The following is a 14,882-nucleotide window of genomic DNA, read 5'->3' as shown; positions in this document are numbered from 1 at the left end:
CAGATCTTCTTCAGCTGCTTTATCGTTCCATCCGAACAACCTCCTTCCCGCAGCCTTTGATGGCGGAAGAAGAACAAAACGCCTTACAATGCATGGCGAAAGGCGACATCGAAGCGCGGGCTGATTTAATCGAACACAATCTTCGTTTAGTCGCGCACATCGTAAAGCAATTCGATATCCGTCGTAAACAAACCGAAGACCTCATCAGCATTGGCACGCTTGGTTTGATCAAAGGGATCGACACGTTCAAAGTCGATAAAGGGCATAAGCTGGCAACTTATGTTACCCTCTGTATTGTATGTTATCCTCTCACGGATGCGTTTATGGTTCCAAACCAATATCCCCAGAGCAGAAAAGAACTGAAATGGCGTATTTTGGCACAGGTATCTGAGAAGATATACATCCTTTGTTCCGCTTTTGACGGTTGTGTAAGGTATGCTCCTAGGTATATCTTGAAGATATTCCCAATGTACCGGACAGGCTCCGTTGGGCCGTTACTACATGAGACTGATACAAAAGAAAGTTGCAGCACTGATTGGTATCCGCCGTGGATGATTACAATCGTTTCTTATATAAAAGGCAGGGTAAAATAATACGAGAGTATCGGGATAATCTTGGCATGAAAAAGAAACCGTTCGCACGGATGATACATCTTGCCCCTGGAACACTTCGCATCTGGGAAAAGGATGAAAAGGTCATGTTCAAAAAATCTTGGGAGAAATATTTCAAAGCTATTATGGTATAAGAAAAGCAGGTGTTCAAGCCTTAAATGGTTTACTCACCTGCTTTTGACTGGCTGCTATGATAGCAGCCAGTCAATCAAATTTAAAGATTTGATACCTTCGTAGGATGTGATGAAGTCTCTGTCCATGGAGAGAACAATTTTTTCATAGTTATCCTTTATCATGCGAAGGGGGCGAAGTTCTCGCTCACGGGTTTCCGGAGATTGCATACTTTCTGTTACCTGAATATAAAGCTTGTCATTTGGTTTTTCAGCTACAAAATCGACTTCGATTTCTCCGACTTTTCCGATATAAACACGATAATCACGACGAAGCAATTCCAAGAATACAATGTTTTCAATAATATGTCCACGATCAGCATCCCGATAGCCGAGAAGCATATTTCGAAAACCCATATCAATGATATAGTGCTTTCCAAGAGTTTTTAAGAGCTGCTTGCCCTTTATGTCATAGCGTCCGACAGAATAGAAGATAAATGCACTACGGAGCATAGAGATATACTTGTCAACGGTTTTTCCTGCAACATTTTTACCTTTGGTCTGCTGAATATCACCTTCATTGGAAAGTACATTTCCGATGTTGTTTGGAGATGTGATGCTTCCGATATTTGAACAAAGGAAAAGCATGATTTTATGGAGCATATTTTGATCAACCTGATTATTACGCTGTAAAATATCTCTTAGGACTACCGTAGAATAAATTCCTTCCAAGGCTTGATTGCTTCTTGGCTCATTGAAATGGTACTCCTTTAGAATTGGCATACCTCCAAACTGCAAATATTTCTGGAATTTTTCCTCCATTGTGATTGCCGTTTCAAATTCATAAAAGGTCAGAAACTCTTTAAAGGACAACGGCAACATACGAATCTCTACATATCTCCCAGACAGCAAGGTAGAGAACTCTGTGGAGAGCAAATAAGCATTAGAACCGGTAATATAAATATCCACATCGAAATCAAGACGGAAAGATTCAACTGCTTTTTCCCAATGTTCGACAACTTGCAGCTCATCAAAGATGAGATATGTTTTTCCTGTTGCAGGAATAAGTGCGCTGACATAATCATAGAAGGAAAGATAGTTCGTTAGATTACGGTAACGCAAGGATTCCAAATTCATGTGAATAATGTGGGTATCGGGTACATTATTTGTGCTTAGATACTGATGGAACAAATCAAGCAGTGAGGATTTTCCGCATCTGCGGATACCTGTAACGATTTTGACAAGATCAATATCTTTATTTTGAATAAGCTGAGTTAAATATTCCGGTCGATTAATTAGGTGAGACATAACGCACCTCCTCTTTTGATTCTATTATACCTCAAAGTTAGATAAAATCTATATTTTCTGAATCGAAAGTCGAAAACTTTATAAAATATGACATTTTTTGACTTATAACATGAAAAATATCAGGAAAACAATTCTTGTTAGGCTTGCTTACCTGCTTCCTTTTTTTGCGAATGCAATGACCGCATCCAGCAATTCCACCTTTTGATCTGATGGACAATTTAGTTTTTCAATATACTGATTAACCCTGTCTGCGTGGATATCAGCTACTCGTTCTGTCAATTCACGCTTTCCCTGTTCTGTTTTAGGAGAATAGATAATTACATTGATTGGAGCACTCTTTCTTGCGATAACACGCACTCCCTCGGTATTTCAGTCTATGAGAGAGAAGTTGTCCGCTATGATCTTTTTATGGATACAAAATCTCTACGATATCAAGTCCTCGGTTTTAATCGCCTGCTTTCTGTCACCTCCATCTAAAGCTGAAAATCAACTTGAGTTTCAACAGCTTTACCAGAATAAAAACGCTAATCATGACGCAGTAATTCCAAGATTACATATCAGAAATTGCATTTTCCTTGTTGTGAATTCATTCAATAACTGTATTTTTATCAAACCTGATTCTATTTCCGGTTATCCCTTAATCGCTAAAATAAATACGTTATCGATTCACTGTTTTTCTTTATATTTTCATCAAATTTCGACTAAAATCGCCGGATTGAACATACATTGAAGAAGGTGATAACAATGTGGACACAACTATTTCAAATGCTTCAGATCTTCTTCAGCTGCTTTATCGGGTCCATCCGAACAACCTCCTTCCCGCAGCCTTTGACGGCGGAAGAAGAACAAGACGCCTTACAACGCATGGCGAAAGGCGATGTCGAAGCGCGGGCCGATTTAATCGAACACAATCTTCGTTTAGTCGCGCACATCGTAAAAAAATTCGATATCCGCCGTGAACAAACCGAAGACCTCATCAGCATCGGCACGATTGGTTTGATCAAAGGGATCGACACGTTCAAAGTCGATAAAGGGCATAAGCTGGCAACTTATGTTTCCCGCTGTATTGAAAACGAAATCCTGATGCACCTGCGCAACAACAAGCACGCTTTCCAGACACGCTCTCTGGACGATGCGATCGGCCAGGATAAAGATGGCAGCGAACTGACGTTGATCGACGTGATTCCCGCCCCGGACCAGCCCGATCCCATCGACAAATTGATGCTGGAGGAAAACAAACGCAAGCTGACTCAATTCATGGGCTTGCTCGATGAGCGCGAACACAGCATCATCGTCCGCCGTTACGGCTTGGAAGGTCATCAGGAAATGACGCAGCGGGATATCGCAAGACAGGAACACATTTCCCGCTCCTATGTATCACGAATCGAAAAACGGGCTTTCATGAAGCTCCTGCGGGCATTTATGAAAGAGAATCAGGAAAAGAAGTAGCCATTTGTTTTGAAAACCATTATAATCATCTTGAGAGATTCGAGGTGGATTAAGTGAGTATAGAATGTGTAATTTTTGACTGTGACGGCCTGATGTTCGACACTGAAAAGGTCGCCAATGAAAACTGGCGCGAAATCGCCGGTCAATATGGGATTACGCTGGACGATGAGTTTTTCTATCAGATCATCGGCTGCGGACACAAATTATTCTTAAAAGCCATGGAGAACCATCAGGATCTGGAGCCGCATCTTCCGGAAATCAGCGAAGGCCGGTTAAAAAAGATCTTTGGGATGTGTGAAAACAAGGGCAGCCTGAATAAAAAAGGATTGACGGAACTGCTGGATTATCTGGAAGAAGCCGGAATTAAGAAATGCGTCGCTTCCTCCAGTCACCGCGAGTATGTCGATACGCTCTTAGGCAGTATCGGCAAGCCGTATCGCTTCGACAGCGTCGTGTGCGGCGATGAAGTAACTCGCGGCAAGCCGGATCCGGAAATCTTTTTAACCGCCGCGCGGAAAGCGGGCGTCGCTCCGGAGAACTGTGTTGTGCTGGAAGATTCCAAGTTCGGCATCATCGCTGCGAAGCGGGCAGGCATGAAAAGCGTCTGGATCTATGACTTTGTAAAACCGGATGAAGAGATGAAGGAAGCGATCCAGGAAAGCCGCAATGATTTGCTTGAGGTGATTGATTATTTAAAGGAGCAGGCACGATGAATCGTTCCCCTGCTTTACCTTCTTCTTCATCTGTTAACGGCCGGCGGTGGACCGCAATGATCCTGTCGTTGTTGATGCTCGCAGGCTGCAGCCGTCCGGAGCCGGTGCCCAATCCGGAAATTTCGCCCAGCCCAACGCCTTCTGACAGCACGGTTTCAGAAAAACTGAATGATCAACAGCTAAAAGAACTTGTCGCAAAGATGGACGTGCAGGAGAAAGTGGGGCAGCTGGTGATCGTTTCTTTTGAAACGACAGAAGTCGATACCAAAACCGAAGCCTGGCTCAGAACCAATAAGATCGGCAACGTCATCGTGTACGCGAAAAACATCGAAAACGCTGAACAGGCGACGATGCTGACCGGTCAGCTCCAGAGCACAATCCGCGGCGCCACCCAGATTCCGGCGTTCATTGGAATTGATCAGGAAGGCGGGATGGTCAACCGGGTGCGCGAAGGCGTCACGATTTTCCCGTCCCCGATGGCCATCGCAGCCGGCCGGCAGGAGAATCTGTATTCGCTGGCCTGGTCGATGGCGGACGAGCTTTCCGGCATGGGCTTCAATATGAACTTTGCGCCGGTGCTCGACGTCAACTCCAATCCGGACAATCCGGTGATCCATCTGCGCTCGTATGGCGATGACCCGAAAGCTGTCGCCAGTTTTGCTTCGACCTGGATCAAAGGCTTGCAGGAAGGCGGCGTGGTCAGCGTAGCAAAGCATTTCCCAGGGCATGGAGATACAGGCGAAGATTCGCATTTCGCCCTGCCCACCGTCAATAAGACGTTGGATCAACTGAAAGAAACGGAATTGATTCCGTTTGAAACGGCGATCCGCAGCGGCGTCAGCGCGATTATGACTTCGCATATCCTGTTCCCGAAAATTGAAAAAGAAAAGATTCCTGCGACCTTATCCAAAACGATCATTACAGATCTGTTAAAGGATGAGTTGGGTTACAATGGAATCGTCATTAGCGACAGCCTGCAGATGGATGCGATTCAATCGCATTACGGAATGGCAGAAGCCGCGGTTCAGGCGATTCAGGCCGGCGTGGACATGTTGATTCTGGGCGATGGCAAAGTCCTGCAGCCAGACAGCGAAGACGTTCAGACGCCGGTGATCGAAGCTTTAATTGAAGCTGTCAATCAGGGAACCATCAGCGCTGAGCGGTTAGACGACGCAGTTCTTTCCATCCTGCGGATTAAAAATGATTATGGCTTGTTCGAGGATAACGGCGAATTCAATCATGCGCCGTATGAAATCGATCTGGAATCCCACCAGGTGCTCGTTCAGGAAACGACAGATCAAAGCATGACGTTGATCCGCGATGAAATTTCAGCGCTGCCGCTGCCGACAGACAGCACCTTGTTCATTTCCTTTCCTTGCGTCTATCCGCTGGAATTCGATAAAAAGAGTTTCGGCGAAGTGGCCGCGGATTCCTTATTCGGCAAGGCCGTAAATGTTCATCAGGATCCGACTCAGTCGGAAATCGACGATATTCTGCAGCGGGCCTCCGGTTACGATACACTTGTTTTGTTGGTCTACAACATGACGGATTCTCCAAATCAGAAGAATTTGCTGGATCAGCTGCTTGAAACTGAAAAACCGGTTGTCGTCATCTGTGCGGGCAGTCCCTACGATCTGCAATATCTAAACGACGCGCCGACCGTTCTTTGCACGTATGGCTATACCCCTGCCGCGGTGCAGTCAATTATCTCGGTACTCAACGGAACCTTACTTCCGGAAGGCAAACTGCCTGTGGAAATCCCTGAAAACTAAAATAAGAAAAGCTGATGATTCACAACAGGAACGAAGTTATTTTCCTGGAATGAACCGATCAGCTTTTTTCTTGTTTATTGAATCTAAACAAGTCCTATTTATTTCATTTCACGAATAAAATCAGCAAGAAATAACTCATCCCGATCATGTCGCTTCGTGCGTTTGTACTCTTTTAAATTCTCGATCAGTAAATCTATCCGACGACCATAATACTCCTCATAAAATTGTGATGAATTATCATAGCGGCGGCGCTGGAACTGAATTTCTTTTTTCGCGAAATCTTTAGGTCTTTTCCCTGATCGTTGCCATACATGGATCAAGTTCTCATTGATAATCAATAAAATTTCGAGTTCCGGTTTCGTACAAATTTTAGATATCGACCCGATCCGTGATTTCAGATGACCCGGAATTCTTAATTTATCCGTCTGCGTATCTCCGATTCTGTAAATATCAAAAGGTCCCGAATACATATTCAAGGCACTTTGAACAACTGGAGAATCTAATTGACGGGCATGATAGGGTACTAAACCGATTAAATCTTCAGTATTAAATAGTAGCCGGTTATCTCTGAGCAGTAGCTCTACAATTTTCTTTTCGTTAGGACCTTCGCAAAGCACCAAAAGTTTACTCATTCATAAGCGCTCTTTTCAGATTCATTAGCATTTCATAACTGACAGCGGTCCCAAAGTTGTCATCATAAAATTTCCGGCTTTTTAACAAATCATTTCTGACTGAATAGTCACGATACATATTCGTTAATATGATCTGTTTTTCTGACTTTGAAATCCAGATATTATCGTTGCGGCCAAACAGATCCAATAGTTCGCAATAATGTGTTGAAAAGATCAAAACTGCCCCTTTCTTATTAACAGCCTTATCTTTGAACATACTGATCAAATTCTCGACCAGTGTTTTGTGAAAATGATTTTCAATTTCATCTATGATAAAACCGCTGCCTTCCTGCAGCGCCTGAATAGCCGCTGTATACAGCGCGATTCCCTTGATCGTGCCGCTCGAAAGCATTGTCAGTAATTCCTTTGCGCTGAGGTCCATCGACCGGTCTAAATACGTCAGCCGGAAAAGTTCGCTGTTGATTTCCTCCAAATCCATGATATTATCATCAAACAAATGCAGGATATGTTTCCAATATTTTTTATTAATACCATGATTTTTATAGAAATCATAAGCAGCATGAAGCATATCATCCTGATCTTTCAAATCATCGTAGTAATATGCATAGTTCTTCCGCTCCTTTAAAATATAAAACAGAATAGAAATATTGTCCGGCAGTTCACGTTTAAGTTTGAGTTCCGTGTAAATCTCCGGTGAAAATATCAATTTTGATTTTGACTTAAAATAATCTGAAACAAAGATCCTTTCCTGGGTGAAGGACAAGTTTTTACCCAGATTGTTCTGCCTGACCAGTTCTGTTTCATAGCGAAACAGCCGATTTTCGTGATAAAACGTGATTTCCAGCTGCGTACCGCTGATTGACATCAGCTCATCCTCTAATTGGAATGAACCCAATATCCGATAAACATTCTCAATCAGTTTCAGCAGGCTTGTTTTACCAGAAGCATTTTTTCCTACGATCGCTGTCGTTGAAAAAACAAACAGTGAATCGTTGATCTGATTTAATTCGTAGGTTTTATCTTCCTCTGTTTTTCTGGCTGTGGGTACAAAATCAATATGCAACCCGTTGCTGCAGTTTTTATAGTGATTTGCTTTTATTCTTAAAATTTGCATATTAGTCATTCCCTTCCTTTAAATTATACCACACAAATAGATTTCAAACGTTTTTTTCTTTGAATCAGACAGAATGACTCTGTTTCCTGTTCAAGGCTATCTGCGAGCTGAATCAAACTTAGAATCAGACTGAATGAAATCCTGTAAATCTTATTTAGGAAAAAGCTTTTATGATCAAATTTATTATACGTTAGAATCAAAAGCAGGATCACTTCCCCGCTAATCAAAATCTTACTTCCGTAAGGCAAACTGGCCGTGGAAATTCCTGAAAACTAAAATAAGAAAAGCTGATGATTCATAACAGGAATGAAGTTATTTTCCTGGAATGAACCGATCAGCTTTTTATGTCCGTTCTTGCAAACTGTAATTTTCTTAAAATTCCTGACTTAACAGAAAATCCGCAATGGGCATTGTCTTAATTCCCTCCACATTGCCGCCTGCGAAAATATCGGTTCGTAATACATATTTCGGATAATTGTCCCGAATATCCAATAATTTTCCAAATTCACGTTTCTCTGTCTCCGCGGATCCAATCTCCTGGGCAACCTGAATATACAGCTTATTCTCCTGCTTCATGGCGACAAAATCGATTTCAGCAGTATCCAGCTTTCCAACAGTGACCTCATATCCGCGACGCAGTAATTCCAGATAAACTACATTTTCCAACATGGCTGCCGTATTGTCGGAAGAATAGCCTAATACACTGTAACGGAGTCTTTTCACAGCGGCAGATGCCTATCAGGATTTTGATAAACACATATTGATGAAAGGTATAATTCTATCAACGGACAAAGTTCTATTTATCATAAGTTCGCTTCATTCTCTTTTTATTATACTTTTAGCAATTTACGCTAGTTTTTATGGTTATAATCGCATAATATTATAAAAAATATACAAATATACGGTTATGATATTATTTTATTCAACAAAAAAAGAGCCGAATTTTACAACTCAGCCCTTTCTTTGTTTAAATATTCAATTTACAGACTCATCCAGCTGGAATCCGACGGATTCGCCCGGAACGCCTGGAGCTTCTTGACATCATCGGCGCTGATGTAGCCGGTTTCTACGGCGACTTCGATCAGCGCATCATAGTTGGACGCCGATACGTTCTTTACGTCTGCGGCCGCCAGCCGGTCAAGGCCCTTCTGCAGGCCATAGGTGAAAATCGACGCGATACCCAGGACTTCCGCGCCCGCTTCGCGCAGCACATTGACGACGTCGATGCAGCTGCCGCCGGTGGAGATCAAATCTTCGACGACGACGACCTTCGTCCCCGGCTCGCAGCGTCCCTCAATCTGATTGGTGCGGCCGTGATCCTTGGCGCTGGAACGGACGTAGCCCATCGGCAGGTTCAGAATCTGAGCGACCAGCGCGGCATGCGCGATACCGGCAGTGCTGGTGCCCATGACCGCTTCACATTCCGGATAGTGCGTTTTGATGATCTCGGCGATCGCGTGCTCCACGTCGTCGCGGACCTCCGGATAAGATAAGGTCAGGCGGTTATCGCAGTAGATCGGCGATTTGATCCCGCTGGCCCAGGTGAACGGATCATTCGGCTTTAAGAAAACCGCTTTGATGTCCAGTAAATGCTTGGCAATGTTTTTCTCTGTGCTCATGGTTATTCTCCCTCCACAAATTCTCTGACGCAGCGGCGGTAGCTGGCTACCGGATCCTTGCTGGCGGTAATCGAACGACCGACGACGATGTAGTCGGCGCCGATCTCGCGGGCCTTGGCCGGCGTCGTGACACGGACCTGATCGCCCTTGGCGTCATCCGCAAAACGGATGCCCGGCGTGACGGTAAGGAAGTTTTCACCGCAGACCTGATGCACCAGATCCGCTTCCAGCGGGCTGCATACAACCCCGGCCAGGCCGGCGATTTCCGCATTGTGTGCGTAATGCTGGACGGTTTCGGTCAGCGGATGATCGATCCACAGTTCATTCCGCATCCGGTCCTCGCTGGTGCTGGTCAGCTGCGTAACGGCGATCAGCTTCGTATGCGCGCCGACCTCGTCGATCGCTTCCTGCGCGGCTTTCATCATTTCGATCGTACCGGCGGCATGGACGTTGGTCATATCGACGTCCAGCAGCGCGATGTTGCGCATCGCTTTCTTCACGGTGTTGGGAATATCATGCAGCTTCAGATCGAGGAAAATCTTATGGCCGCGCGCCTTGATCTCACGAACCATGTCCGGACCTTCCGCATAAAACAGCTCCATGCCGATTTTCACATACGGCTTTTCCTCGGTAAACTTGTCCAGAAACGCCATCGTTTCCGCTTTGGTTGAAAAGTCGCAGGCGATCATTACATCTCGTTCTTTCATCATTGGTGAGCCCTCCCTATTATGTCACTCAATTTTTCAATGTTCAGTTCATCCATTAAGGATGGCAGCCGTTCGATAATTTCCTTGCAGACATACGGATTGCGCAGGTTCTCCGCGCCGATCTCCACCGCCGTGGCCCCGGCGTACATCATTTCGATGACGTCCTCGGCGCTGGCGATGCCGCCGATCCCGATGATCGGCAGTTTGACCGCTTCATATACCTGATACACCATCCGTAAGGCGACCGGCTTGATCGCCGGGCCGGAGAAGCCGCCCATAACGTTGGCGATGATCGGCCTGCCCGTGCGCAGATCGAAGCGCGCGCCCAATAACGTGTTGATCATCGAGATTCCGTCCGCCCCGGCCTCTTCACAAGCTTTGGCAATCGCGACGATATCGGTGACGTTCGGCGACAGCTTGATGTAGACCGGCTTGGTGGTGACCGCCTTGACCGCACGGGTGATCTCGGCCGCGGTGTCCGGACTGACGCCGAAGCTCATGCCCCCGCCATGCACATTCGGACAGCTGATGTTGACCTCCAGGATGCCGACGATGTCCTGCGCGTCCATCTTTTTCGCACATTCGACGTATTCCTCTTTGGAGAAGCCGGAAACGTTAGCGACGACTTTTTTCTGGTAGACCTGTTTCAGCTTCGGAAATTCCTCGCTGATGACCTTGTCGATGCCCGGGTTCTGTAAGCCAACGGCATTGATCATACCCCGTTCGCACTCTGCGATCCGCGGCGTCGGGTTGCCGAAGCGCGCCTCGCGGGTCGTGCCCTTGGTCGCGATCGAGCCGAGGATGTTGATGTCGTAGAAATCCGCAAACTCATAGCCGAACCCGAAAGTTCCGCTGGCCGGGATGACCGGGTTGTCCAGCTCCCAGCCGGACAGCGTGACCTTTAATCTTTCGTCCATAAGACCTCCTGACTGGAAAGCACCGGGCCTTCCTTACAGATGCGTTTCGGGCCGGAAATCGTCTCGCAGCTGCAGCCCATGCATGCGCCGAAGCCGCAGCCCATGCGTTCCTCAAAGGACAGCTGACCCGGAGCGTTTGAGGTTCTCCAGACTGCCTTCAGCATCGGCATCGGGCCGCAGGCGAAGTACGGCAGATTGGTCAGACCTTCCTGAACCATGACGTCGCTGACAAAGCCCTTGACGCCTTGGCTGCCGTCGTTGGTGCTGAGCTTGACGTCGCAGCCCAGATCCGCAAACTTCTTGATATAGAAAATATCTTTTTCCGAAGTAAAGCCGAGAATCACAACCGGCTGCTTGCCCTGCTTCAAACACGTTTTTGCCAGCCCGTAGAGCGGCGGCACGCCGACGCCCCCGCCGACCAGCAGCACCTTTTTTTCATCGAAGACTTCCGGCGTGAAGCCGTTGCCCAGACCAACCAGACATTCCAGCCGTTCGCCAGGCTGTTTTTGAGACATCTGCTTCGTACCGAAGCCGACGACCTTGTAGATGATCGTCAGGCCGTTCTCGTTCCAGTCGCAGATGCTGATCGGCCGCTTGAGATAGGCGTTGTCGATCGTGACGTTGAGAAACTGACCGGGATGGGTGATCCAGGAGGAATCCCCTTCCAGCTCCATTTCATAGACCTGGTCGGCAAGATTCCAGTTGGAGATGATCCGGTATTGTTTTATGCGCTCTCCCATAACTCCTCCTTAATTCTGATCAATCGTCGAAACGCCCATTGTGATTTCTTCCAGCACATCCAATAAGACGTTGACGGTATCCAGCGAGGTAAAGACGGTCACGTTGTTTTCCACGGCGCACCGGCGGATCTGATAGCCGTCCTTGGAGGTGCGGGAATCGTTGGAGGACAAGGTGTTGAGGATATAAGTGACGTGGCCCTTGCGGATTGAATCGAGGATTTCCTCGGAGCCTTCGGAGATTTTTTTCTTTTCGCGCGTCTTGATGCCGTGCGCTTTCAAGAGCTTGGCCGTGCCGGAGGTCGCTTCGATGTTGAAGCCCAGATCGTAGAACCGGCGAACCAGTGGAATCGCCCGGTCCTTGTCCTGATCGGCCAAGGTGACCAGCACTGTGCCGTAGTTGACGACGCGCATGTTGGAGGCCTGCAGCGACTTGTACAGCGCGCGGTTGAGGGAATCGTCGTAGCCGATCGCCTCGCCGGTCGATTTCATTTCCGGGGACAGATAGGCGTCCAGTCCGTGCAGCTTGGAGAAGCTGAATGTCGGGCTCTTGACGTAGAACCGTTTCTTTTCCGCCATGACCTCGGTCGCATAGCCCTGATCCTTTAAGCTTCTCCCCAGCATGACCTTGGTCGCGATATTGGCCATCGGCACGCCGGTCGCCTTGGATAAGAACGGCACCGAGCGCGAGGAACGCGGATTGACCTCAATGACCGACACCTCGTCGTTTTCATCGACGATGAACTGAATGTTAAACAGCCCTTCAATGCCGATCGCCAGTCCCAGCTTCACCGTGTATTCCTGAATCGTCGCCTTGACCTTATCGCTCAGGGAGTATGGCGGATAGACGCTCATCGAGTCGCCGGAGTGCACGCCGGTCGCTTCAACCAGCTGCATGATGCCCGGGATGAACACGTCTTTGCCGTCGCAGATCGCATCGACTTCAACCTCGCAGCCATGGATGTACTTATCGACTAAGACCGGCTGATCCTGATCAATCTTAACCGCACTGGTCAGGTATTCGATCAGCTCCTCATCCTGATGCACGATCTGCATCGCCCGGCCGCCCAGAACATAGCTTGGCCGCACTAAGACCGGATAGCCGATCCGGTTGGCAACCTTCAGACCGTCCTCAATGTTGGTGACAGCCTGGCCCAGCGGCTGCGGGATGCCGCATTCCGTAACGACCTTCTCAAACAGATCGCGGTTTTCCGCCTTGTCAATCGCTTCGGTACCGGTGCCGATGATCGGCACGTTCAGCTTGTTCAGCCGGTCTGCCAAATTGATCGCCGTCTGGCCGCCCAGCGACACGATGACGCCCTGCGGCTTTTCCAGGTCGATAACGTTCATGACGTCCTCGATGCACAATGGTTCAAAGTACAGCTTATCGCTGATCGAGTAGTCGGTCGAAACGGTTTCCGGGTTGTTGTTGATGACGATCGCTTCGTAGCCGGCCTGCTGGATCGCCCAGATCGCATGCACCGTGGAGTAATCAAATTCCACGCCCTGGCCGATGCGGATCGGGCCGGAGCCCAGCACCAGAATCGACGGCTTGTCGGTGACGAGGCTTTCGTTTTCCTCCTCGTAGGTGGAATAGAAGTACGGGACGTAGGCGCTGAACTCCCCGGCGCAGGTGTCGATCATCTTGTAGACCGGCCGCAGATTGTGCTCGCGGCGCCACGACACCATTTCCAGCTCGCTCTTGCCCAGAATTTTGCCCAGGTATTTATCGGAGAAGCCTAAGCGCTTGGCTTTGCGGATGTTTTCCTCGCTCGGATCGGCCTTCACCCGTTCCTCCACGGAAATGATGTGGTGGATCTTATCGAGGAAGAATGCGTCGATCTTGGTCGCGTCGTAGATCAGCATCATGTCGACCTTGCGGCGGAACAGCTCGGCAATCGCGTACAGCCGTTCGTCGGTCGGGGTCTTGATGTTTTCCAGCAGCTCCTCGGTCGTCAAAGAATCGAACTTTTCAAGGTAGATGTGATCGACGCCGATTTCCAGTGAACGCACCGCTTTCAGCAGGCTTTCCTCCATCGTCCGGCCGATGCTCATGACCTCGCCGGTCGCCTTCATCTGCGTGCTCAGCGTGTGATCGGCCTTGGCGAACTTATCGAACGGGAAGCGCGCGATCTTGGTCACGACGTAGTCGATCGTCGGCTCAAAGGAAGCCGGAGTGTTGGCAATCGGAATTTCGTCCAGCGTCAGGCCGACGGCGATCTTGCTGGAAACGCGGGCAATCGGGAATCCGGCCGCCTTGGACGCCAGCGCCGAGGACCGGGATACACGCGGGTTGACCTCGATGACGTAGTAATCAAAGGAGAACGGATCGAGCGCGAACTGCACGTTGCAGCCGCCTTCGATCTTTAATTCGCGGATCAGCGTCAGCGCGGCGTTGCGCAGCAGCTGATATTCCTTGTTGGACAGCGTCTGGCAGGGAGCGACGACCATCGAGTCGCCGGTGTGCACGCCGACCGGATCAATATTTTCCATGCTGCAGATTACGATCGCGGTATCATTGTGATCGCGCATGACTTCAAATTCAATTTCTTTATAGCCCTTGATCGACTTTTCAACTAAAACCTCGCTGACCGGGGACAGCTTGAGGGCGTTTTTGCCCAGCGCGATGACTTCATCGTCGTCGTAGGCAAAGCCGCCGCCGGTGCCGCCCAGCGTAAACGCCGGACGCAGCACGACCGGATAGCCGATCTTGTTGGCATACTCCACGACTTCCTCAATCGTGCGGGCGACATAGGATTCCAGGCATGGCTGACCGATCCGCAGGCACAGGTCCTTGAAGCGCTGGCGGTCCTCCGCCTGATCGATCGATTCAAAGTCGGTACCGAGAATCTCGCAACGGCATTCTTCCAGCACGCCTTTTTTCGCCAGCTGCATCGCCATGTTTAAGCCGGTCTGGCCGCCCAGCGTCGGCAGAATCGCGTCCGGGCGTTCCTTGCGGATGATGCGGGACACATATTCCAGCGTCAGCGGTTCCATGTAGACCTTGTCGGCAATGTTGGTATCGGTCATGATCGTCGCCGGATTGGAGTTGATCAGGATGACCTCATAGCCCTCCTCGCGCAAGGCCAGGCAGGCCTGGGTGCCGGCGTAGTCAAATTCCGCGGCCTGACCGATGACGATCGGTCCTGAGCCAATGACTAAGATTTTATGAATATCCGTTCTTTTCGGCATC

Annotated in this window: 13 protein-coding genes; 4 read left to right on the top strand and 9 right to left on the bottom strand. The window is 48.5% G+C overall.

From position 1 onward, the window contains the following. Nucleotides 1–59 precede the first annotated feature (59 nt). Nucleotides 60–593 carry a sigma factor gene (locus tag DWY25_RS02330; RefSeq protein ID WP_117893157.1) on the top strand — a complete coding sequence of 178 codons (534 nt, stop codon included), beginning with the start codon at nt 60–62 and terminating at the stop codon, nt 591–593. Between the two features lie 206 nt (nt 594–799). On the opposite strand, the gene DWY25_RS02325 is transcribed toward DWY25_RS02330, so the two are convergent. Then, the gene (locus tag DWY25_RS02325; protein ID WP_117893154.1) at nt 800–2,029 is read right to left on the bottom strand and encodes an ATP-binding protein; all 1,230 of its coding nucleotides are present in this window, start codon (nt 2,027–2,029) and stop codon (nt 800–802) included. 744 nt (nt 2,030–2,773) lie between these two features. Between DWY25_RS02325 and sigK the strand changes: the two genes are divergently transcribed. The 3 genes from sigK to nagZ are packed head-to-tail and all read left to right on the top strand — an operon-like array spanning nt 2,774 to nt 5,963. After that, entirely contained in the window at nt 2,774–3,478 is a 705-nt protein-coding gene (gene sigK, locus DWY25_RS02320) for an RNA polymerase sporulation sigma factor SigK (protein ID WP_006058837.1), read from the top strand. 53 nt (nt 3,479–3,531) lie between these two features. After that, the gene (locus DWY25_RS02315; protein ID WP_117893151.1) at nt 3,532–4,191 is read left to right on the top strand and encodes an HAD family hydrolase; all 660 of its coding nucleotides are present in this window, start codon (nt 3,532–3,534) and stop codon (nt 4,189–4,191) included. Continuing rightward, nucleotides 4,188–5,963, top strand: a complete 1,776-nt coding sequence (gene nagZ, locus DWY25_RS02310) for a beta-N-acetylhexosaminidase (protein WP_117893148.1) — start codon at nt 4,188–4,190, stop codon at nt 5,961–5,963. Before DWY25_RS02315 ends, nagZ begins: the two co-directional genes overlap by 4 nt. A gap of 98 nt (nt 5,964–6,061) precedes the next feature. Here nagZ and DWY25_RS02305 read toward each other — a convergent pair whose 3' ends face one another. From DWY25_RS02305 to carB, 8 genes are all read right to left on the bottom strand, one after another. Next, nucleotides 6,062–6,595 (bottom strand): GNAT family acetyltransferase, encoded by a 534-nt coding sequence (locus DWY25_RS02305; protein WP_117893145.1) that lies wholly within the window; start codon nt 6,593–6,595, stop codon nt 6,062–6,064. After that, nucleotides 6,588–7,709: an AAA family ATPase gene (locus DWY25_RS02300; RefSeq protein WP_039864239.1), complete on the bottom strand. Its 1,122-nt coding sequence runs from the start codon at nt 7,707–7,709 to the stop codon at nt 6,588–6,590. Before DWY25_RS02300 ends, DWY25_RS02305 begins: the two co-directional genes overlap by 8 nt. A 372-nt stretch (nt 7,710–8,081) precedes the next feature. Then, a complete protein-coding gene (locus DWY25_RS02295; RefSeq protein ID WP_244925909.1) occupies nt 8,082–8,432 on the bottom strand; it encodes an ATP-binding protein in 351 nt (116 codons plus the stop codon). Between the two features lie 257 nt (nt 8,433–8,689). Next, the gene (gene pyrE, locus DWY25_RS02290) at nt 8,690–9,328 is read right to left on the bottom strand and encodes an orotate phosphoribosyltransferase (protein ID WP_117893142.1); all 639 of its coding nucleotides are present in this window, start codon (nt 9,326–9,328) and stop codon (nt 8,690–8,692) included. Nucleotides 9,329–9,330: 2 nt separating this feature from the next. Continuing rightward, entirely contained in the window at nt 9,331–10,038 is a 708-nt protein-coding gene (gene pyrF / locus DWY25_RS02285; RefSeq protein ID WP_006058830.1) for an orotidine-5'-phosphate decarboxylase, read from the bottom strand. Further along, nucleotides 10,035–10,952, bottom strand: a complete 918-nt coding sequence (locus tag DWY25_RS02280; protein WP_117893139.1) for a dihydroorotate dehydrogenase — start codon at nt 10,950–10,952, stop codon at nt 10,035–10,037. Before DWY25_RS02280 ends, pyrF begins: the two co-directional genes overlap by 4 nt. Then, nucleotides 10,937–11,692, bottom strand: coding sequence for a dihydroorotate dehydrogenase electron transfer subunit (locus DWY25_RS02275; RefSeq protein ID WP_117893136.1), 756 nt, complete (start codon nt 11,690–11,692; stop codon nt 10,937–10,939). The genes DWY25_RS02280 and DWY25_RS02275 overlap by 16 nt, the downstream gene beginning before the upstream one ends. A gap of 9 nt (nt 11,693–11,701) precedes the next feature. Next, complete coding sequence (gene carB / locus DWY25_RS02270; protein ID WP_117893133.1) at nt 11,702–14,881, bottom strand: carbamoyl-phosphate synthase large subunit; 3,180 nt, start codon at nt 14,879–14,881, stop codon at nt 11,702–11,704. Nucleotide 14,882: the final 1 nt, after the last annotated feature.

The sequence above is a fragment of the Holdemania filiformis genome, from assembly GCF_003459085.1.
GTDB lineage: Bacteria > Bacillota_I > Bacilli_A > Erysipelotrichales > Erysipelotrichaceae > Holdemania > Holdemania filiformis.
Note: the sequence above shows the minus strand (reverse complement) of the source record. Positions and strands in the feature narration are given on the sequence as shown.

Coding starts and splice junctions, on each gene's coding strand:
- DWY25_RS02330 (WP_117893157.1), top strand. CDS start 60: ATGGCGGAAGAAGAACAAAACGCCTTACAATGCATGGCGAAAGGCGAC.
- DWY25_RS02325 (WP_117893154.1), bottom strand. CDS start 2,029: ATGTCTCACCTAATTAATCGACCGGAATATTTAACTCAGCTTATTCAA.
- sigK (WP_006058837.1), top strand. CDS start 2,774: ATGTGGACACAACTATTTCAAATGCTTCAGATCTTCTTCAGCTGCTTT.
- nagZ (WP_117893148.1), top strand. CDS start 4,188: ATGAATCGTTCCCCTGCTTTACCTTCTTCTTCATCTGTTAACGGCCGG.
- DWY25_RS02305 (WP_117893145.1), bottom strand. CDS start 6,595: ATGAGTAAACTTTTGGTGCTTTGCGAAGGTCCTAACGAAAAGAAAATT.
- DWY25_RS02300 (WP_039864239.1), bottom strand. CDS start 7,709: ATGCAAATTTTAAGAATAAAAGCAAATCACTATAAAAACTGCAGCAAC.
- pyrE (WP_117893142.1), bottom strand. CDS start 9,328: ATGAGCACAGAGAAAAACATTGCCAAGCATTTACTGGACATCAAAGCG.
- pyrF (WP_006058830.1), bottom strand. CDS start 10,038: ATGATGAAAGAACGAGATGTAATGATCGCCTGCGACTTTTCAACCAAA.
- DWY25_RS02280 (WP_117893139.1), bottom strand. CDS start 10,952: ATGGACGAAAGATTAAAGGTCACGCTGTCCGGCTGGGAGCTGGACAAC.
- DWY25_RS02275 (WP_117893136.1), bottom strand. CDS start 11,692: ATGGGAGAGCGCATAAAACAATACCGGATCATCTCCAACTGGAATCTT.
- carB (WP_117893133.1), bottom strand. CDS start 14,881: ATGCCGAAAAGAACGGATATTCATAAAATCTTAGTCATTGGCTCAGGA.